This window comes from Paenibacillus sp. 3LSP, assembly GCF_032465655.1.
Classification (GTDB): Bacteria; Bacillota; Bacilli; order Paenibacillales; family Paenibacillaceae; genus Fontibacillus; species Fontibacillus barengoltzii.
In genome coordinates, this window is sequence record NZ_JAWDJI010000243.1 from 19,746 (window position 1) to 38,017 (window position 18,272).

Sequence of the window (18,272 nt, forward strand, 5' to 3'; positions counted from 1 at the left end):
ATGGCTAAAATTCTCGTTGTGGACGACGATCAACATATCCGTGAGCTGGTTCGCCTGTTCCTGGAGGAAGCGGGTATCGATCAAGTGTTGGAAGCTGAAAATGGCCGGGAGGCTCTGGCCCTAGTGGAATCAGAAAAGGTCGACATGGTGATCCTCGACATCATGATGCCGGAGATGGACGGCTGGGATCTTTGCCGTGAGCTGCGCCGTTACTATGAGATGCCGCTGCTCATGTTAACGGCGAAGGGGGAGACCCGGCAGGTGGTCAAGGGCTTTGAACTGGGCACGGACGATTACCTCGTCAAACCGTTTGAACCCGCCGAACTCGTTGCCCGGGTGAAGGCGCTGCTCAAGCGGTATCAAGTGTCGATCTCGCAGATCGTGACCATCGGTACGCTGCGAATGAATCGCAAAACCTTTGAAGTTGAAAATGGCGATTCCAGCCTGACGCTGCCGCTGAAGGAATTCGAACTGCTGTTCAAGCTGGGCAGCTATGCAGGGCGTACCCTCCCCCGGGAACAGCTGATTGAGGACATCTGGGGATACGATTTTGAAGGAAATGAACGCACGCTGGATGTGCATATTAATCGATTGCGCGAACGGTTTCCCGAAGAAACGTTTGGATTTAAAATTCGTACGATCCGTGGTCTCGGTTACCGTTTGGAGGTGGGGGAACGTTGATCTTCTGGAAGAGAGCCGGAGAGATCCTGCTCCGAATCGGCCAGTTTCTGATTATCCTCGCATGTTTCGGAATCACTTGGTCTTTGGCGCGCTGGGGAACTGCAGCGATTTACCGAAGATGGGAGCCTCCTTTTTCGGCTTATGTTATCGATCTGCTTAATGTCATTTTCGGTGTCATCTTATTATTATTGATCATGCTTCTGATATCCGCGATGTTCCGGCCTCGTCAACTGAGAAGCCTGAACCGCGTGATCGATGCGATTCGCCGGATCTCCCAAGGGGATTTCTCGGTTCGGATCGATGGATTTGAACGGATGAGGGAGTTTGAAACGATCGTGAACAGCTTTAATGAGATGGCACGGGCATTGGGACAAATGGAAACGATGCGGCAGGACTTCATCTCCAACGTATCCCACGAAATCCAATCCCCGTTAACCTCAATCCGCGGCTTCGCCCGAGCTTTGCGCAGACCGGACTTATCGCCAGAGAAACGGAACCATTACCTGGAGATTATCGAATCGGAAAGCCGCCGTTTGTCGCAGATGAGCGATAATTTACTGAAGCTCTCCGCATTGGAAACAGACCGTACCTCGCTGCAGACGAACCGGTTTCGGCTGGACCGCCAGCTGCAAAATGTGGTATTAGCCTGTGAGCCTCAGTGGCTAGCCAAAAACATTCAAATCCAGATGGAGGTTTCCGAGCTGGAGATTGAGGGCGTCGAGGATCTGCTCAGCCAGGTCTGGATGAATCTGATTCATAACAGTATCAAATTTACGCCGGAAGGCGGGGAAATCCGAGTGTCGCTTACGTCTGAAGAGGAGCGGGCAGTAGTTATGGTGGCGGACAACGGGATTGGCATGTCCGAGGAGGATTTGGTTCATATTTTTGAGCGTTTCTATAAAGCTGACAAAGCTCGTACACGCAAAGATGGGGGCAGCGGGCTTGGATTGTCGATCGTTAAAAAAATCGTGGACATCCATCAAGGTGAGATTACCGTCGCTTCTGAGCTCGGTAAAGGCTCTAGATTTCACGTGTTCATCCCTTTCCATTGGAAACAATAATGGTTGGAATTTGTAACCTTTTATTTGGATTTGGAGGCAAGAGACATGATATGATGGTATTGTGTGCTCTTGTCTAACCAGCTCAAATAAAGGATGATTGGATGAATGAGTAAACGTATTTTGATTGTCGATGATGACGAAAAAATCGCAAAACTAATCGAAATCTATCTTATAAATGAAGGTTATCATGTACTGAAGGCGGAGGACGGCTTGCGGGCGCTGGAGATCACCGAGCAGGAGGAAGTGGACTTGGTGATTCTTGATGTGATGCTCCCTGGGCTTGACGGAATCTCCGTTTGTATGAAGATTCGTGAATCCAAGACCACGCCGATCCTTATGTTAAGCGCCAAGGACGGCGATATGGACAAGATAACCGGGCTGATGACCGGAGCGGACGATTATATGGTGAAGCCATTTAATCCGCTGGAGTTGGTCGCCCGGGTCAAATCGTTGCTTCGTCGATCCTCTTATACTGTGCAGCCGCCAAGCTCAACACAGCCATCGCAGGATCATATTATCAAGATCGCCTCACTGGCGATCGATAAAGAAACACACACGGCGACCGTAGACGGCAACCCGCTGAAGCTGACCCCAATCGAATTTGGCATTCTGCATCTGTTGGCGAGCCATCCCGGACGGGTATTTGGTTCTGAGGAAATCTTCGAATTGATTTGGAAGGATAAATATTTGGACAGCAGCAATTCGGTTACCGTGCATATCAGCCGCCTCCGAGATAAGCTGGAGAAGGAAATGGATGGGGAGAAGCTGATTCGTACCGTCTGGGGGGTTGGCTACAAACTTGAAAGCTAGCCTGCGTTTTGTTGCCTGGTTGTTCTGGACCGTCGTCACTTCACTAATTGCGCTATTTTTGCTTATTTTGCTGGCGCGGTTATTTTTTATCAGCTTCCCTAGTATGACGGTGTACAATGTGGTGCTGTGGATTAACCGAAATATCGGTTTCCCGGAAGCGTACTATTTGACCGGCGTACCGATTCTAATGCTGTTTTCGTTGTATTTTTACCGCCGCAGCCTTCGTCGTCAAGAGAAGCGCTACTTGGAGCAGCTCATCGAAGAGGTCCATAAAATTGAAGCCGGCTCCGTACGGAAAATCCCCGTACAGAACGTTGGGCAGCTCGGGCAGCTTGCGACCGATATCAACCGGATGATCGACCGGCTGGTCACCTCCATCGAGGATGAACGGCGGGCGGAGCAGACGAAAAATGAGCTGATTACCAACGTATCCCATGATCTACGCACCCCGCTTACCTCGATAATCGGTTATTTGGGACTGATTGAAGAGGACCGTTACCGCGATGAGGTGGAGCTGCGTTATTATGTCAACATGGCCTACGAGGAGTCACTTCGGCTAAAGCAGCTGCTACAGGACTTGTTCGAATACACGCGTATGCAAAATAAGGAGATGAAGCTGGAATTCAGGCGGATTAATCTCGCGGAGATGCTTCATCAAATGGCTGCGCATTTCGGCTGGCAGCTGCAAGAGAATGGCATGGAATGCCGGCTGTATCTGCACGGACCGCTGTACATTCAGGCGGATGGGGACAAGCTTCGCAGGGTCTACGAGAACCTGATGACCAATGCGATCCGGTATGGTCACGAGGGGAAGTATCTGGATATTCGCGGCTGGCAGGAAGGCGAAGAAATCGTCACCGAAGTTGTCAATTACGGTGATCCGATTCCGACTGTGGACTTGCCGCATCTATTTGATCGGTTTTACCGTGTGGAGAAGTCACGCGCTTCCCAGACAGGGGGCTCCGGCATCGGCCTCGCGATCGCCAAGCATATTGTCGATTTGCACCATGGCTCCATCTCGGCGGACAGCAACGAGTATCGTACCGCGTTTACGGTACGGTTGCGCCGGGATGACGCCTGAAATATCAACTAGAATTCGCAGGATGACGCCAGATGGCGTCTTTTTGTTTAAGGAAAACGCAGTAAATTCTTAAGGAAAACTTAACAATTTCTTAGTCGGGACGCAAACTCTATTCGGCATAATGGACCAAGTAAGGCGGAGATACAAAGACAGCCTTGTTTTTTGAAAGCCGGGAGAAAGTGAGGAATCAATCATGAAGACTCGTTCTATGGATTTGCTTTACCGCGAATATAAAAATGACGTTTTTCGATATTTGTATAGCATGTGCCACAACTCGCATATCGCTGAGGATTTGATGCAAGAGACGTTTTGCCGGGCGCTGATGCACCTGCACGAAGCAGAGGGGAAGAGAGCCAAGGCCTGGCTGCTTCGCGTCGCCCATAACGCTTATATCGACTTGCTGCGGAAGGAAAGCCGGTCGTCCTCGTACGAAAATGAATTTTTTCACCGATATCCGAGCGACGATACTCCGGAGAAATCCGTGCTTGGCGAAGAGAGCCGCCGGGAACTCTACGCACAGCTGGCTTTTCTGCAGCCGAACCAACAACATGCGGTGCTGCTGTATGACGTACAGGGCTTCTCTTATCAGGAGTCGGCGGATTTGATGGGTATCTCGTTATCCCATTTCAAAATCGTATTGTACCGCGCCAGACAAAAGCTGCGTCGATCCAGAGAAACTGCCTGATCTGATACTTATCCTTCTTAAATACTTAACGATAGGAATACGATTTTCCTACCTCTGAGACTGCCTTTGGGCGGTCTTTTTGGTTTGTTCTCTGTTCATTTCGGTTGACTTGATGTAGGATATTACCAGAAATCGCCTGAACATAAAGGAGGACGAAACCCATGTCGAAGTTGCCAAATCATCTGCAAGACTGCGTGACATTAAACAATGGAGTTCAAATGCCTTGGCTGGGACTTGGCGTCTTTAAGGCCAAGGAAGGCGAGGAAGTCGTGCAAGCTGTGAAGGCGGCAATCCGCGCGGGCTACCGCAGTATTGATACCGCTTCCGCTTACCGCAATGAGGAAGGCGTGGGTCAAGGTGTCCGGGAGGCGCTGCAAGAGAACGGTCTTCAAAGGAAAGATGTATTTATAACGTCCAAGGTGTGGAACTCGGATCAAGGGTTTGAGACGACACTGAAGTCGTTTGACGACAGCCTGAAGCGATTAGGGCTCGACTATTTGGACTTATTTCTCGTGCATTGGCCCGTGAAGGGGAAGTACAAGGAGACGTATCGGGCGCTTGAAAAAGTGTATGCCGAAGGTAAGGTACGCGCGATCGGCGTAAGTAATTTTCAAATCCACCATTTGGAGGATTTGTTGTCCGAAGCCAAGGTTGTGCCGGCCGTCAACCAAGTGGAGTTTCATCCTTATTTGAGTCAAAAAGAATTGCTTCGCTATTGCACGGAGAAAGGCATTCAGTTGGAGGCCTGGTCGCCGCTGGGCCAAGGTCATTTGCTGGAGCATGAGCTGCTGAAAGGCATTGCCAGCAAATATGGCAAAACGGTGGCACAGATTATTTTGCGTTGGGATGTACAACTGGGCGTCGTCACCATTCCGAAATCGATCCGGGAAGCTCGGATTATAGAGAATGCGGATATCTTTGATTTCGAATTAAGTGCCGAGGAGATGCAGGCGATCGATGGATTAAACCGCAACCAACGGTTCGGATCAGATCCAGATAAAAACATACCCAAATAAATGAATCAACCATTCTATACCGAAAAAATGTGAGGTCATGATGAACCAGTCAACCGCCGTGAAGTCGGCGAATCCTGTACTTACGGTCTATCCGATTCTTTTTGCGATCAGCACGGTGCATTTATTAAACGATACGATGCAATCCGCGATTCCGGCCTTATTCCCGGTGCTGCGCGAATCCCTCTTGTTATCCTATGGCCAAATCGGCTGGATTTCGTTCGCCATGAACATGACAGCCTCCTTGTTCCAGCCCTTGGTTGGTTTGTACTCTGATGTTCGGCCCCGGCCTTATATTCTACCGCTTGGAGTTTGCTTCACGCTGGCGGGCATCGTTATGCTGGCCTTTGCTCCCAGTTATCCTTTGATTCTGCTGGCAGTGACCTCTATTGGGCTGGGGTCGTCGGTGTTCCATCCGGAGTCGTCGCGTGTAGCTTATTTAGCGGCGGGTCCAAGACGCGGCCTAGCGCAGTCGATCTTTCAAGTCGGCGGGAACATCGGGGCGTCGTTAGGTCCGATCATGTCAGCTTTGATCTTTATCCCGTTAGGTCAGACCAGCGTAGCTTGGTTTGCTTTGGCAGCGGTTGCGGCGATCGTCATCCAGTTTTTCGTAGCAAAATGGTACAGCGGCCAGGATTTGAAACCACGTAAGCTGCGTGCAGCGGGTTCGAAAGCCGCAGGTGGAGCAGCTCGAACGAAGAGCCGGCTCAGCCGGGGCAAAATCATGCTGGCTATTACCGTGCTTGTGCTGCTGTTGTTCTCCAAAAACGTATATTCGATCAGTATCTCGACGTTTTATTCATTTTTCCTTATGGACCACTACGGCGTTGCGAAAGATACGGCTCAATGGTATATTTTTGCCTTTTTGGCGGCTTCGGCGGTGGGCACGTTTTTTGGCGGGCCGATCGCGGACCGCTATGGGCGGCGCAATATCATATGGGTATCTATCCTCGGGACGGCGCCGTTTTCGCTGTTGTTGCCTTATGCCAACCTGTTCTGGTCAGGCGTACTCGTTGTCATTGCCGGCCTGATCATGTCCTCGGCGTTTTCGATCATCGTCGTGTATGCGCAGGAGCTATTGCCGGGAAAGGTCGGGCTGATCTCGGGCTTGTTCTTTGGCTTGTCCTTTGGGCTTGGCGGCTTAGGGTCTGCCGTGTTGGGGAACTTTGCCGATCAGGCGGGCATTTTGTTCATTATGCAGGTCTGCTCTTTGCTGCCGTTGATCGGTCTGCTCACCGTCCTGCTGCCCAAGGATGAAGCATTAAAACAGCAGGAGGCAGGGAGCTGATGATATCAACGATCACTGGTGCTGCCGATTTGATTGAGGCGATTCGCCGGCAGCCGGACATGATGACGGATCTGCAGCTTGTTGCTGAGCTGAAGTTGCCTCAGGGCTGCATCGCCGCCGGATATATTCGCAACTTTGTCTGGGACGTGCTGCATGGCTATGCTGAACGGACGCCGCTGCACGATGTGGATGTGCTGTATTATGATCCATCGTGTCTAGATGAGGAGGCGGAGAAAGCCAATGATGCAAAACTGCGCGAACGAAATCCTCGGTTGAATTGGTCGGTGAAAAATCAGGCGCGCATGCATTTGCGCAACGGTACTCCGCCTTACCGTTCGGTTGAGGATGCTATGCGGTATTGGCCGGAAACGGCAACGGCGGTGGCCGCACGCTTGAACGCAGCGGGGGAGGTCGAGCTGATCGCGCCCTTCGGGCTGGACGATCTCCTGTCGCTTCGGGTTCGGCAAGGGCCGTATTTTCACGATCATCACGTGTTCCAGAAGCGGGTCCACGACAAAGAATGGCTCAGACGCTGGCCGTTAAAGCTGGTTGAGGAGGGAGCTGCGGGTTCCTCATTGAACGAGGGGGGCCTCACCTAGACCTAACGGATAACGGACTCAGATGACGTTATTTTGAGTCCAAACGCTTTAAATCGATCATTTACGGACCCCAGAGGCCTTATTTCCCGGAAATTGCTCCTTTCAAGGCAAACTGAGCGTGAATAAGGTCATTGAAGTCCGTTAAATTTTTATCAAGCACAAAATCAATGAAATAAGGGCTCTGTGGTTCGTTAGAACTTCATCCAATCCCTCCCGCCAACAAAACCTGCTTCTCCCTGCGTTTTCATGATAAAATTTGGTTATTGGCTTTTTGATCCATCCATAGGGAGAGTAGATACATGAAGAGCTCAAAAGGGTATTTTTATTATTTCATCTGGATGCTTGGAGCCCTGGTATTGATGTATTATGGACATCAGTTTACTGACATGATGAATCATAAGACACAAACGCTGGGTAAAATCGATTACGGCTTGATTGGCAAAATTGCCTATGGCTTAGCATTTGGATTGTATTTAAGCTTTCTGAACGGCTTTCCAAATCGGCGGAAGTTCCACCGCCCGTTGTTTGCTTTCGTTTTTGTGCCCAGCTTCCTGTTGCTGATCTATCCAATCATTACGATGTATGTGAAACAGATCTATATCGTGGGTTATTTTGAGATCGTGCGAGATCCGCAATTGTTTTTCTTTGGGATGCTGACCGCTTTATCTTTAATCAAAAGCACGTTTACAACGCGTTAATCCCGTGAAAGGGAATTAGCCGGTGATCGGAGGAAGAAGAAATGGCAAAGATTCTAGTACTCGGCGGTTCTCGTTATTTTGGCAAAAGACTGGTTAATCTGCTGGCAGGCTCGGGGAAGCATGAGGTTACGGTTGCGACCCGAGGCCAAACGGAGGCCCAGTTTGATGCGCCGGTCACGCAGCTGCGGCTGGACCGTACAGATGAGAAATCGTTGCAAGAGGCGGCTGCGGCGGGACCTTGGGATCTGGTGTACGATAACATCTGTTATTCTCCAAACGAAGCGCTTGCTGCGGTGCGGGCATTCAAGGGGCGCGTCGGGAAGTATGTCTTGACCTCCACTTTATCGGTCTATAAGCTCGGCAAATCGCCTTTGGCCGAAGAAGACTTCGATCCTTATCATTATGAGCTGAAGCTTGGGGATAAGCAGGCGTTTGATTATGGGGAAGGGAAACGACTGGCTGAAGCGGCTTTTTTCCAACAGGCAGGTTTCCCGGTGAGCGCCCTGCGGATTCCGATCGTATTAGGGCCGGATGACTATACGCGTCGGTTGCATTTTCATGTCGAGCATGTCCAGCTGGGGCAGCCGATCGGGATTCCAAATCCGGACGCATCGATCTCCTTTATCACTTCAGCGGAAACGGCGAAGTTCTTGGCCTGGCTGGGGGATAACGAACTGACTGGCCCGATGAACGCTTGTTCTGATGGGGAAATTCCCATTGGCGAAATTATCCGCTTAATTGAATCGATCACCGGCAAAACAGCGTTGATCGAACGTGAAACGACTCAGGAGCATCAATCACCATTCGGCATCCCAAGCTCATGGGTAATGGACAATACCAAAGCACGTGAAGCAGGATATCAGTTTGAAGCGCTGGGCGATTGGCTGCCGGGATTAATCCGTCACATTGCGGAGAGCGGACAGAAGGAGTGAGGTTTGGGGATGTCTTTTGCAAACAAGACCGTCATTGTCACGGGAGCAGGGCAGGGCATTGGCCGCGGTGTGGCTGAAGCTTATGTTCGGGAAGGTGCGTCTGTCGTATTGGCGGAGTTCAATGAAGAAACCGGCAGAGCAACAGCGGAGGCAATCCGCAAGAACGGGGGCCAGGCCATATTCGTGCCGTGCGATGTTCGCCAGGAGGCAGACATTGTTCGTTTAATGGAGACAGCTGAGCGTGAACTGGGGCGGATCGATATTTTGATTAACAATGCGGGAGTATCGCGATTTAAATCCACTTATGAGCTCACGGTAGAGGAATGGGACGATGTGCTGAACACCAATGTGCGAAGTACGTTTATAGCCTCCCGTGAGATGGCCAAACGTGTGAAGGGGAGCGGCCGGGGTGGAGCCATTGTGAATATCTCCTCTACACGTTCGCTCATGTCTGAGCCTGGTTCGGAGGCGTACGCCGCTTCCAAGGGAGCCATCGTATCGCTTACGCATGCGCTGGCTGTATCGCTTGGCCCGGACGGCATCCGCGTGAATTGCATCAGTCCGGGGTGGATTGAAACCGGCGATTACAATGCTTTGCGCGAGATCGATCACAAGCAGCATCCGGCAGGACGCGTTGGAACTCCGGAGGATATCGCCCGGGCCTGCCTGTACTTGACTCACCCGGACAATACATTTGTGACCGGCGCACATCTAGTAGTTGACGGCGGGATGACGCGGAAGATGATTTACGAGCCTTAAGGCGAGCAAATCCGAATCAACACGATAGATATAGGGAGATTAAGCATGGGACCGATTTGATCCTTCACTCTTGAACCTAACCTTTTTTTGACCCCGGAGTATCCGGGTTATTTGGTTTGGAACAAAGGAGTGATACGGGGATGAAACGGTCCTTTTTTTGGTTATGGGGTTCGCAAACCTTGTCTAACATGGCGGACGTCCTGTATATTGTCGCTTTTATTACGCTGGTCCTGGATCAGACCGGATCCATCATCTTTGCGACGTTGGTTCCTTTGATTCGGGTGAGTTCCCAGTTAATCAGCAGCTTGCTGGCTCCCTTGGTGATCGCCAGATTTCGACTGACCCCAATATTATCGATATCGCAAGGCGGTCAGTTTCTGTTATTTTCGTTGCTTGCGTTATATGTCTCCCCATGGGTTGGTGGAACTGCCCCGGGCATTCTGTATGGAGTGATCTTAGTGATTTCCTTCCTCGACGGTTGGACGACACCTGCAAGGAATGCCCTGATTCCCAGGCTGGTTCGGGACGATACGTTGCTGAAAGCGAACAGTATGATCGCGGTGACGGATCAAGTCATCCAGTTTGCAGGATGGGCGCTCAGCGGTGTAGTTGTGGCGAAGTTTGGTTCGTTTCCGGTGCTTGCTGCGGTTGCTGGAGCTTACGGAATCGCTATGTTGGCTACGACCCGAATCGTAGATCCGATCGGAGGGCAACTTCGAAATACAACATCTATGGCAGCAAATGGAGATAGGGGATCCAGACGGGCCATCTCTCATTGGGAAACGTTAAAAGAGGGGTGGATCACCCTATGGCGATTGCCAAGATTGCGTGCACTAACCTGGATGGAGATGATGGAACTGTTAGGCGGTTCGATATGGTCGGGGGCTTTTTTGCTTGTATTTGTGCGCGATATTTTACACCGGGATGAATCATGGTGGGGGTATATCAACGCTGGTTATTTTGCCGGGGCTGTATTAGGCGGACTGTGGATTGTAGCTCTGGTAAACAAGTTGGAGAATCGGTTGTACCCAGCACTGCTGATCGGTATGCTCGGATATGCCGTTTTGACCTTTGCCTTTGCGTTGAACACTTCCGCTGTTTTGACGCTGGGCATAGTGCTGTTGACCGGTCCGTTTTCCGAATTAGTCGGAGTTGCCCGCCAAACGTTTACGCAACGCAGCGCCGGTCCGGATCAGTTGCCCAAAGTGCTATCAGCTCAATCCGCGTTGCAGAATTTCCTGTTTGGAATATCTCTGCTGCTCATGAGCTTCATCGCGGAGGGGTTCGGAATTATCTACGTTTACTTGCTGGCAGGAGGGTGGAGCGTACTTTCAGTCTTCATCGGAGTACGACATCGCCAAGTATTCCATCAACCTGCACAGAACGAATCGGGATGGTATAATTAGGAAAAGATGATTCGTTTTTCAAGGAGCTGTGGGAGTTGTGGATGTGACCAAGCCGAACGTCTTTATTGGATCTTCAAGGGAAGCGATCGGGATCGCGAGCGGGATCCAGGCCCAGATCAACCGATATGCCCAGGTAACTCCATGGTATGCCGGCGCGTTCGAAGGCAATGACTACACAATGGAATCGCTGGAGAAGCAACTTGGCAAGAACGACTTTGGGGTGTTCATATTTGCACCGGATGATGTCGTTTTCTATCGGGGGAAGTTTGTTTTGATCACCCGGGACAATACCCTTTTTGAAATGGGATTGTTTTGGGGTAGATTGGGACGAAGGCGGGTTTATGCCATCATCCCGCAGGAGATCAGAGAGTGTGACGATCTCATTCCAGGGGAGAAAATTTCAGAATATCATCTCTTATCTGATCTTCAAGGCTTAACGTTGCTAAGATATGAGGTGCGAACGGATGGGAATGACGAGGCGGCTGTCGCCGTCGCCTGCCGCTCGCTTATCAAAGCAATTCAAGAAGAAGGATGTTACCAAGACCCGCGCGATGAACTTGCAAGAATGGAAATGGAGCTGGAGCGTAAACGCCGAATCCTGCATCTCTTTTGGACTTATAACAAAAATATAACCGTACCCGATGATCAGGAACGTTACAACGCTTTGAGCGAAGCCATTCGGACGTCGATTCTTCCTCCTCCGGGGTATCTGGTAACCGGTGCTGCGCTATGGAAGGCACAGGGAGATGAGGGGATGGGGCAAGTAGGAGGCAACGTAGGGAAAGGCAGATTTTTTACCTTTCATGAGAACAAAGTGCGGGTGGAATCCGGACAACAGCCGATCTACGTGTTAGATGCGTATTTAACCTCAAAATGGGCTTTCTTTAGACGTCTTGAAGTTGAACAGGTATACATCCTATGCTATCCTTTAGGTAGAGAACATGTGCTTTCGGTTCATTTTTCCGGAAGGCATCACTTGACCGAAGAGCAGTTAGGCCTCATCGTATCTGATAACAATGAACTGCTGCGGACCATTCATTATATCCTTGGAGGGGATTCGGTATGAAGCGAGGTAACTTGAAACTGAAGCAAGGCACTGCCCCGGTTCCCAAGGCTTCCAAGCATTTGTCCCCATCGATGATGATGGATGCCAAGCGTACAAAGGGACGTAAGCTTCAATCCAGCCGCCCTAAAGGCATTCTCTATATTGGTCCTTCCGTCGAAGGCGGAGATAAGGAATATGTGAAGGTTCTCACGGGTGATGTAGACCGTACGAAACCTTCCTTCGTTTAATCGATCAGTCGAACACCCCCCCCCATGATCAACATGGGGGGGGATTTTTTTGCTGCGGATAAATTTACATCTTCCTTCCCCTATGCCAAAATGAAAGGAAACGTTGACCCATTTACTCCAACGAAATTATGAAGCTATGCTGAGGAGGCCAAAAAGATGCGTATCGGAATCATCGGACTCGGCGATATTGCGCAAAAAGCGTATTTGCCTGTGATTACGGCGAGGGAGGACGTCGAACTTGTCTTGAGTACACGAAATCAGGAGACACTTGCCAAACTGGCGGCTAAATACCGTATACCGGAGACGGTTGGAAGCGTGGACGAGCTCGTGAAGTCCGGCGTGGATGCTGCGTTCGTCCATTCGGCAACGGAGTCCCATCCGGCGGTGGTGGAGCAACTGATTGAGAACGGAATCCACGTCTACGTGGATAAGCCAATCGCTTATCATTACGAGGAATCCAAACGGCTCAGCGAACGAGCGGAGCAAAAAGGCGTGCTGCTTATGACGGGCTTCAACCGACGGTTTGCTCCGATGAACGCAGCCCTCGAGGATCAGCCGGATCGTCGGCTAGTGCTGCTGCAGAAAAACCGGACGCCTTCGCCCGATTATGCTCGCCGCTTCGTGTTCGACGATTATATCCATGTGGTGGATACGCTGCGGTTTCTGGCACCGGGTGACGTCCAAAGCTTTCATATCTCGACCCGAGTACAGGAGGGCAAGCTGTACCATGTCACACTTCAGTTGGAGGGTGACGGCTTTACCTGCATCGGAATCATGAACCGTGACTCAGGGGCTAACGATGAAATCCTGGAAGTGATGAGCCCCGGTCAAAAATGGCGGGTAGACGGGTTGAACACGACGGAACATTATGTTGGCGGTGAGGCGAAACGGTTGACTTTTAAGGACTGGGATCCGGTGTTGTATCGGCGGGGATTCGTACAGATTATCGACCATTTTATCCGCTGTGTTCGCGAAGGAATGAAACCGGCTATCTCACTGCAAGATTCGTTGGAAACCCATCGGCTGTGTGAGGAGATCGTGAAGAGTGCTGAGGCGAATGGCGCTGCAGCTTGGGAACGACCGCTTTGAAACTTTCGCTCTTGACCAACGTAGAACAGGATATCGAAACTACGCAGGCCGGACAGGACAACCGTTCCGGCGGGAAAGGGAGGAGCTTAGGTTGTTCGAGGATCTTAACGCTCGCATGGCAGAACTGAAAGAGAAGGGCCGGAATCAGGAGAAGTGGCAGCAACGCCTCAAAAATCTGAAGCAAGAGTTAACTGGTCTGCAAGATGAACGGAACCGATGGCAGAAGAAGCTGGCTGCAGAGGAAGAAGATGTTCGCAAGCTGTCGTCAATGTCAGTTTCCAACTTATTGGCTACCTTACTTGGCAACAAAGCCGAGAAGCTGGATCGGGAGCAGCAGGAAGTGCTGGAAGCCAAGATGAGATATGATGCCGCAGAAGCTGCGGTGCGCGATATGGAGCGGCAAATTGTGGAGATTGAGCGCAAACTGCTCGAGCTGGGTTCATGGAAGAACGAGTATGAACGTGTATTTCAAGCCAAAGAGCGGAAGATTCTGGAGGAGGATGGAGAGCTGCGGGAGCTGGCTGAACGCGAAGCGGTCCTCACCGTCCAGTTGAAAGAGGTGGACGAAGCGCTGAAAGCTGGACAATCCGCCCTGCACGATCTAAATGCAGCGGAGGAAGATCTGCGTTCTGCGAAAAATTGGGGGACGTACGACATGCTGGGCGGCGGGATGTTGTCGACGCATATTAAGCACTCGCGGATTGATGAGGCAATGGACCATGTGACAGCTGCACGGCAAAGTCTGCGAGTGTATCAGCGGGAGCTGAGCGACGTTGGAGCGAGCATTGCGATGGATTTGGAGATCGGCGGGTTGCTGAAATTTGCCGACTATTTCTTTGACGATATTTTCTCGGATTGGATGGTCCAGGGGCGAATCAACAACGGCTTAAATCAAGTCCGGAAACAGATCTCAGCGGTGAGCGATGTGCAACGCCAGCTGGAAACCGCGAAGCGCAAGCTGGAAACGGAACGGGCGGAAGTGCATCGGAAATACGTCCAAGTGGTGGAGCATTACGCTTAAATGCATTCAAGCTCGGGAACTTTTGGGTTCCTGGGCTTTTTTTGTAATACAAAACGGGTTCGATGCAAATAGCTAAAGGAAAAACGAGAAAGGGAGTCGGACATGAAGCGGACTTGGTGGAAAGAAAGCGTCGTGTACCAAATCTATCCGATCAGCTTCAAGGATTCGAATGGGGACGGAGTGGGTGACCTGCGCGGGATCCTGTCCAAGCTGGATTATTTGCAGGACCTTGGGGTCGACGTCGTTTGGATCTGTCCGATCTATCAATCGCCGGGGCATGATAACGGCTATGATATTAGCGATTATTATAAGATCGATCCCGCTTTTGGCACGATGGAGGACTTTGATGAGCTGCTGGAAGGTCTGCACGCGCGGGGAATGAAGTTGATGATGGACCTGGTGCTAAACCACACTTCGGACGAGCATCCCTGGTTCCTGGAATCCCGGAAGTCCAAGGACAATCCAAAGCGGGATTACTACATTTGGCGGAAGGGCAAAAACGGAGGTCCGCCAAACAACTGGGAGTCGTATTTCAGCGGCTCGGTCTGGGAGTATGATGAACGTACCGACGAATATTATTTACATTTGTATTCCAAACATCAGCCCGACTTGAACTGGGAAAATCCGGCCGTCATCCGTGAGCTTCATGATATGGTGAAGTGGTGGCTTCAAAAAGGTGTGGACGGCTTCCGCTTTGATGCCATCGCGCATATCGCCAAGGCAAAAGGACTGCCGGATGCGGACAATCCGCAGCAGACACCAACGGTTCGGGCGTATGAGTTGTTTTCAAATCTGGATGATGTACATACCCTTCTGCAAGACCTGCATGATAACGTGTTGTATTACTATGACATTATGACCGTAGGCGAAACGTCAGGGTTAGGCCCGGAAGAGGCACTGAGTTACGTTGGCGATGACCGGCGGGAATTGAATATGACGTTTCAGTTTGAGCATATGTTTCTGGATGCAGCCTCTGCGGGCAGCGGCAAATGGGACGTTGTACCGTGGAAGCTGACGGACTTAAAGGAAGTCATCTCCCGCTGGCAGACCGTGCTGCATGGCAGAGGGTGGAACGCCAATTATTTGTGCAATCATGACCAGCCGCGCGCAGTTTCCCGTTTCGGGAACGATCAGGAACCATACCGTATTCCGTCCGCGAAAATGCTGGCGACCTTCCTCCATATGCTGGAGGGAACGCCGTACATTTATCAGGGTGAGGAAATCGGCATGACGAACGTGGTCTTTGATTCGATTGACGATTATCGTGATGTAGAGACGCTTAACTACTACGAGGAGCAGCGGAGAAACGGTGTTCCGGAGGCGGACATAATGCGAGCGATTCGTCTCAAGAGTCGGGATAACGCCCGCACCCCCATGCAATGGGATGCTGGACCACAGGCCGGGTTTACCACAGCCGAATCCGCTTGGATCCGAGTGAACCCGAATCACGAACGGATCAATGTGGAGGAAGCGATCCGTAATCCCGATTCGATATACCATTACTACAAAGAACTGATTCGTTTAAGAAAAGAACATGCGGTGATTGTCTACGGCGCATACGAGCTGCTGCTTCCCGATCATCCACAGATCTATGCGTTTACCCGGAAGTTGGAGAAGAGCCGCTTGCTGGTGATCCTGAACTTTAGTTCCGAGGAGCCGGTATTCGAATGGCCGGTAGAGGCAATGGAGCCGGAGGACATTGAATTATTAATCTCCAACTACGCTCCGCAGGAGCACGAGGATCTATTGAATTTACCGTTGCGCCCCTATGAAGCAAGGGTTTATTTGAAACGATACTGATTCACAGGAAGTTCGCATAGTCTGAAGCATTTCGACGTGCTACACTGGTGATACAGGTGATGTGCAGAACTTGGAACGAATGGAGGGGTAGCCCATGAAACGGATCTTGGACTGCCGGGCTTCGGATTTTCGTCAGATGGATCGCGAAGCTCTAAAGGGAGCCATTTTGGCAGCAGAAGGACGAACGGTGATGGCGGAAACGGTGGTTACATCACAGCCGCTGCTGCCCGAGATCACCAATGCGGAGCTTGCCAAAGCTTTCGGCGCGGACATGATCTTGTTGAACGTCTTTGATGTATTTCACCCGCAGATTCGCGGTATTGCGTCGCGGGATTTGTTTGCCCCGGATCGTGGCAGTGAGGAGAGCTCGACGAGCACGCGAAACCCGATCGCAGAACTGCAGCGACTCACGGGACTGCCGGTTGGCATCAATTTGGAGCCGGTCGATGAGTCAGCTGATGCGGTTGAAGGGCTTAATGAGCTGCCTGAAGGACGCAAGGCAACGGCGCAGAGCTTGGCTGAGGCTAAGCGGCTGGGCGTGGATTTCGTGTGCTTAACGGGCAACCCGAAAACCGGCGTGACCCATGAACGCATCCTGCATACGATCCATGTGGCCAAGCGAGAATTCGATGGCTTGATCATTGCTGGCAAAATGCATGGCGCGGGTACTCGCGGCAGCGTGTTGGACGGCGAGGCTGCAATTCGGTTCGCTGAAGCTGGCGCGGACGTTGTGCTGCTGCCAGCTCCGGGAACCGTCCCGGGCGTGCGCGAGGAGGAGTTAGCCCGAGTTATCGCGGAAGTTAAGGCGCGGGGGGCTTTGGTTTTGGTGGCGATCGGCACAAGTCAGGAAGGTGCGGACGAATCTACGGTGCGGGAGATTGCCCTCAGCGCCAAACGTGCTGGAGCCGACATTGTTCACATCGGGGATGCCGGTTACGCAGGCATGGCCATCCCAGAAAATATCCAAGCGGCATCCATCGCCATCCGCGGGCGTCGGCACACCTATGTGCGCATGGCCGCTTCACCGTTGAGGTAACGCGTATGCGCATCGGAGTCGTTTCGGATACACATATTCCGCGCCGTGGATCGGAACTTCCCGTCAAACTTCGCCAAACCTTCCGCACCTGCGATATGATTCTCCACCTGGGGGATTGGGTGACGATGGAGGTTTACGAGCAATTAAGAGCGATTGCGCCGGTTGAGGGTGTGGCTGGAAATAATGATCCCAATGACATTATCCGAAAGTTCGGCTGGCATAAAGTTCTCGAGCTGGGCGGCAGGCGGATCGGACTGACGCATGGTCATCTTCCAGGCGGTGGGCATGGGGCTAAGAACAATGCAGAGCGGGTCTTCGCTGGCCAACCCGTAGACGCTGTGCTGTTTGGTCACTCGCACAAGCCTTACCTCGCGGAAAGCGGGGGCATCCTGTGGTTTAATCCCGGGTCTCCTACTGACAAACGGAGGGAACCCAAATACAGCTTTGGCGTGCTGGAGATTACTCCCCAAGCGATCAAGGCAAGACATATCTTTTTAGAGGCTAAAAAGTAGATCCAGGTTTATGTGGAGCTGCCAACGCGAGACCGATTTTCGGTTTTGCTTTGGAGGGCTCTTTTTTTGTATCAATCTTAAGGCAGAAGTCCTATAACCTGTCGTGTCAACTCATATAAAAATGTTACCGAAGGATAATGGTTCACTCACGTAATTTTGTTACCCAGTGGAGGCTGTTACATAGCCTCCACTGGGCGCGTAGCGGAGGCAGGCGTCACGGGTTGGGAAAGCAGCGCTTCCAACTGATTGTGTAATGCAAGCGGATCTTGGGAAGTCTGATACGCCTGTAACCGTTGGGTTTGTTCTGGTCGTAGCACGCCCAATTCGATTAACCGGGCAACGGGTGTTTTGGCCGTGTCGAATGTTTTCTTTACACGAGCCCCGCGACGCTCCTTGCCGATCAGCTTGCGAGTGGGCAAGCAGCAATTGAAGTACCGATCATGCAGAGCATAGATGGAGTTGAGCCACTCCACCTGTTCCGTGCGGTCATAGCGTTCGTAGCCGACCA

At 51.5% G+C, this 18,272-nt stretch carries 19 protein-coding genes and 1 pseudogene; 19 read left to right on the forward strand and 1 reads right to left on the reverse strand.

Annotated elements, in window-relative coordinates; genetic code table 11:
• The 19 genes from RW092_RS21350 to RW092_RS21440 all read left to right on the forward strand — a co-directional run bounded on the left by RW092_RS21350 (position 1) and on the right by RW092_RS21440 (position 17,764).
• Positions 1 to 681 (forward strand): response regulator transcription factor, encoded by a 681-nt coding sequence (locus RW092_RS21350; RefSeq protein ID WP_028538944.1) that lies wholly within the window; start codon positions 1 to 3, stop codon positions 679 to 681.
• A complete protein-coding gene (locus RW092_RS21355) occupies positions 678 to 1,742 on the forward strand; it encodes a sensor histidine kinase (RefSeq protein ID WP_051416948.1) in 1,065 nt (354 codons plus the stop codon). Before RW092_RS21350 ends, RW092_RS21355 begins: the two co-directional genes overlap by 4 nt.
• 105 nt (positions 1,743 to 1,847) lie before the next feature.
• The gene (locus tag RW092_RS21360; RefSeq protein WP_028538942.1) at positions 1,848 to 2,552 is read left to right on the forward strand and encodes a response regulator transcription factor; all 705 of its coding nucleotides are present in this window, start codon (positions 1,848 to 1,850) and stop codon (positions 2,550 to 2,552) included.
• On the forward strand, positions 2,542 to 3,633 hold the full coding sequence (locus RW092_RS21365) for a sensor histidine kinase (protein ID WP_028538941.1): 1,092 nt from the start codon (positions 2,542 to 2,544) through the stop codon (positions 3,631 to 3,633). The genes RW092_RS21360 and RW092_RS21365 overlap by 11 nt, the downstream gene beginning before the upstream one ends.
• Before the next feature lie 193 nt (positions 3,634 to 3,826).
• Entirely contained in the window at positions 3,827 to 4,318 is a 492-nt protein-coding gene (locus tag RW092_RS21370; protein WP_016312309.1) for a sigma-70 family RNA polymerase sigma factor, read from the forward strand.
• Positions 4,319 to 4,488: 170 nt separating this feature from the next.
• Positions 4,489 to 5,334 carry an aldo/keto reductase gene (locus RW092_RS21375; RefSeq protein ID WP_316011237.1) on the forward strand — a complete coding sequence of 282 codons (846 nt, stop codon included), beginning with the start codon at positions 4,489 to 4,491 and terminating at the stop codon, positions 5,332 to 5,334.
• Positions 5,335 to 5,371: 37 nt separating this feature from the next.
• Positions 5,372 to 6,619 carry an MFS transporter gene (locus RW092_RS21380; protein WP_406878805.1) on the forward strand — a complete coding sequence of 416 codons (1,248 nt, stop codon included), beginning with the start codon at positions 5,372 to 5,374 and terminating at the stop codon, positions 6,617 to 6,619.
• Positions 6,619 to 7,218, forward strand: coding sequence for a nucleotidyltransferase family protein (locus RW092_RS21385; protein ID WP_316011229.1), 600 nt, complete (start codon positions 6,619 to 6,621; stop codon positions 7,216 to 7,218). The genes RW092_RS21380 and RW092_RS21385 overlap by 1 nt, the downstream gene beginning before the upstream one ends.
• A 299-nt stretch (positions 7,219 to 7,517) precedes the next feature.
• On the forward strand, positions 7,518 to 7,916 hold the full coding sequence (locus RW092_RS21390) for a hypothetical protein (RefSeq protein ID WP_016312305.1): 399 nt from the start codon (positions 7,518 to 7,520) through the stop codon (positions 7,914 to 7,916).
• 41 nt (positions 7,917 to 7,957) lie between these two features.
• Entirely contained in the window at positions 7,958 to 8,848 is an 891-nt protein-coding gene (locus RW092_RS21395) for an NAD-dependent epimerase/dehydratase family protein (RefSeq protein ID WP_316011230.1), read from the forward strand.
• 9 nt (positions 8,849 to 8,857) lie between these two features.
• Positions 8,858 to 9,607 carry an SDR family NAD(P)-dependent oxidoreductase gene (locus tag RW092_RS21400; protein WP_016312303.1) on the forward strand — a complete coding sequence of 250 codons (750 nt, stop codon included), beginning with the start codon at positions 8,858 to 8,860 and terminating at the stop codon, positions 9,605 to 9,607.
• A 140-nt stretch (positions 9,608 to 9,747) separates the two neighbouring features.
• Complete coding sequence (locus RW092_RS21405) at positions 9,748 to 11,013, forward strand: MFS transporter (RefSeq protein ID WP_316011231.1); 1,266 nt, start codon at positions 9,748 to 9,750, stop codon at positions 11,011 to 11,013.
• Positions 11,014 to 11,050: 37 nt separating this feature from the next.
• Positions 11,051 to 12,079, forward strand: coding sequence for a TIR domain-containing protein (locus tag RW092_RS21410; RefSeq protein WP_316011232.1), 1,029 nt, complete (start codon positions 11,051 to 11,053; stop codon positions 12,077 to 12,079).
• Positions 12,076 to 12,306 carry a hypothetical protein gene (locus RW092_RS21415; RefSeq protein ID WP_127575460.1) on the forward strand — a complete coding sequence of 77 codons (231 nt, stop codon included), beginning with the start codon at positions 12,076 to 12,078 and terminating at the stop codon, positions 12,304 to 12,306. The genes RW092_RS21410 and RW092_RS21415 overlap by 4 nt, the downstream gene beginning before the upstream one ends.
• Before the next feature lie 156 nt (positions 12,307 to 12,462).
• Positions 12,463 to 13,395 carry a Gfo/Idh/MocA family protein gene (locus RW092_RS21420; protein ID WP_316011233.1) on the forward strand — a complete coding sequence of 311 codons (933 nt, stop codon included), beginning with the start codon at positions 12,463 to 12,465 and terminating at the stop codon, positions 13,393 to 13,395.
• Positions 13,396 to 13,486: 91 nt separating this feature from the next.
• A complete protein-coding gene (locus RW092_RS21425; protein ID WP_316011234.1) occupies positions 13,487 to 14,416 on the forward strand; it encodes a hypothetical protein in 930 nt (309 codons plus the stop codon).
• 102 nt (positions 14,417 to 14,518) lie between these two features.
• On the forward strand, positions 14,519 to 16,216 hold the full coding sequence (locus RW092_RS21430; protein WP_316011235.1) for a glycoside hydrolase family 13 protein: 1,698 nt from the start codon (positions 14,519 to 14,521) through the stop codon (positions 16,214 to 16,216).
• 94 nt (positions 16,217 to 16,310) lie between these two features.
• Positions 16,311 to 17,252 (forward strand): DUF7916 family protein, encoded by a 942-nt coding sequence (locus RW092_RS21435; protein ID WP_316011236.1) that lies wholly within the window; start codon positions 16,311 to 16,313, stop codon positions 17,250 to 17,252.
• Between the two features lie 5 nt (positions 17,253 to 17,257).
• On the forward strand, positions 17,258 to 17,764 hold the full coding sequence (locus RW092_RS21440; RefSeq protein ID WP_028538930.1) for a metallophosphoesterase family protein: 507 nt from the start codon (positions 17,258 to 17,260) through the stop codon (positions 17,762 to 17,764).
• A 176-nt stretch (positions 17,765 to 17,940) separates the two neighbouring features.
• Here RW092_RS21440 and RW092_RS21445 read toward each other — a convergent pair.
• Positions 17,941 to 18,272, reverse strand: a pseudogene (locus tag RW092_RS21445) (DDE-type integrase/transposase/recombinase); the annotation flags it as partial.

What these genes read in the sequence shown, in the direction of transcription:
- RW092_RS21440 (WP_028538930.1), top strand. Translation starts at nt 17,258, where the DNA reads ATGCGCATCGGAGTCGTTTCGGATACACATATTCCGCGCCGTGGATCG.
- RW092_RS21430 (WP_316011235.1), top strand. Translation starts at nt 14,519, where the DNA reads ATGAAGCGGACTTGGTGGAAAGAAAGCGTCGTGTACCAAATCTATCCG.
- RW092_RS21395 (WP_316011230.1), top strand. Translation starts at nt 7,958, where the DNA reads ATGGCAAAGATTCTAGTACTCGGCGGTTCTCGTTATTTTGGCAAAAGA.
- RW092_RS21370 (WP_016312309.1), top strand. Translation starts at nt 3,827, where the DNA reads ATGAAGACTCGTTCTATGGATTTGCTTTACCGCGAATATAAAAATGAC.
- RW092_RS21385 (WP_316011229.1), top strand. Translation starts at nt 6,619, where the DNA reads ATGATATCAACGATCACTGGTGCTGCCGATTTGATTGAGGCGATTCGC.
- RW092_RS21350 (WP_028538944.1), top strand. Translation starts at nt 1, where the DNA reads ATGGCTAAAATTCTCGTTGTGGACGACGATCAACATATCCGTGAGCTG.
- RW092_RS21390 (WP_016312305.1), top strand. Translation starts at nt 7,518, where the DNA reads ATGAAGAGCTCAAAAGGGTATTTTTATTATTTCATCTGGATGCTTGGA.
- RW092_RS21405 (WP_316011231.1), top strand. Translation starts at nt 9,748, where the DNA reads ATGAAACGGTCCTTTTTTTGGTTATGGGGTTCGCAAACCTTGTCTAAC.
- RW092_RS21435 (WP_316011236.1), top strand. Translation starts at nt 16,311, where the DNA reads ATGAAACGGATCTTGGACTGCCGGGCTTCGGATTTTCGTCAGATGGAT.
- RW092_RS21415 (WP_127575460.1), top strand. Translation starts at nt 12,076, where the DNA reads ATGAAGCGAGGTAACTTGAAACTGAAGCAAGGCACTGCCCCGGTTCCC.
- RW092_RS21400 (WP_016312303.1), top strand. Translation starts at nt 8,858, where the DNA reads ATGTCTTTTGCAAACAAGACCGTCATTGTCACGGGAGCAGGGCAGGGC.
- RW092_RS21420 (WP_316011233.1), top strand. Translation starts at nt 12,463, where the DNA reads ATGCGTATCGGAATCATCGGACTCGGCGATATTGCGCAAAAAGCGTAT.
- RW092_RS21380 (WP_406878805.1), top strand. Translation starts at nt 5,372, where the DNA reads ATGATGAACCAGTCAACCGCCGTGAAGTCGGCGAATCCTGTACTTACG.
- RW092_RS21360 (WP_028538942.1), top strand. Translation starts at nt 1,848, where the DNA reads ATGAGTAAACGTATTTTGATTGTCGATGATGACGAAAAAATCGCAAAA.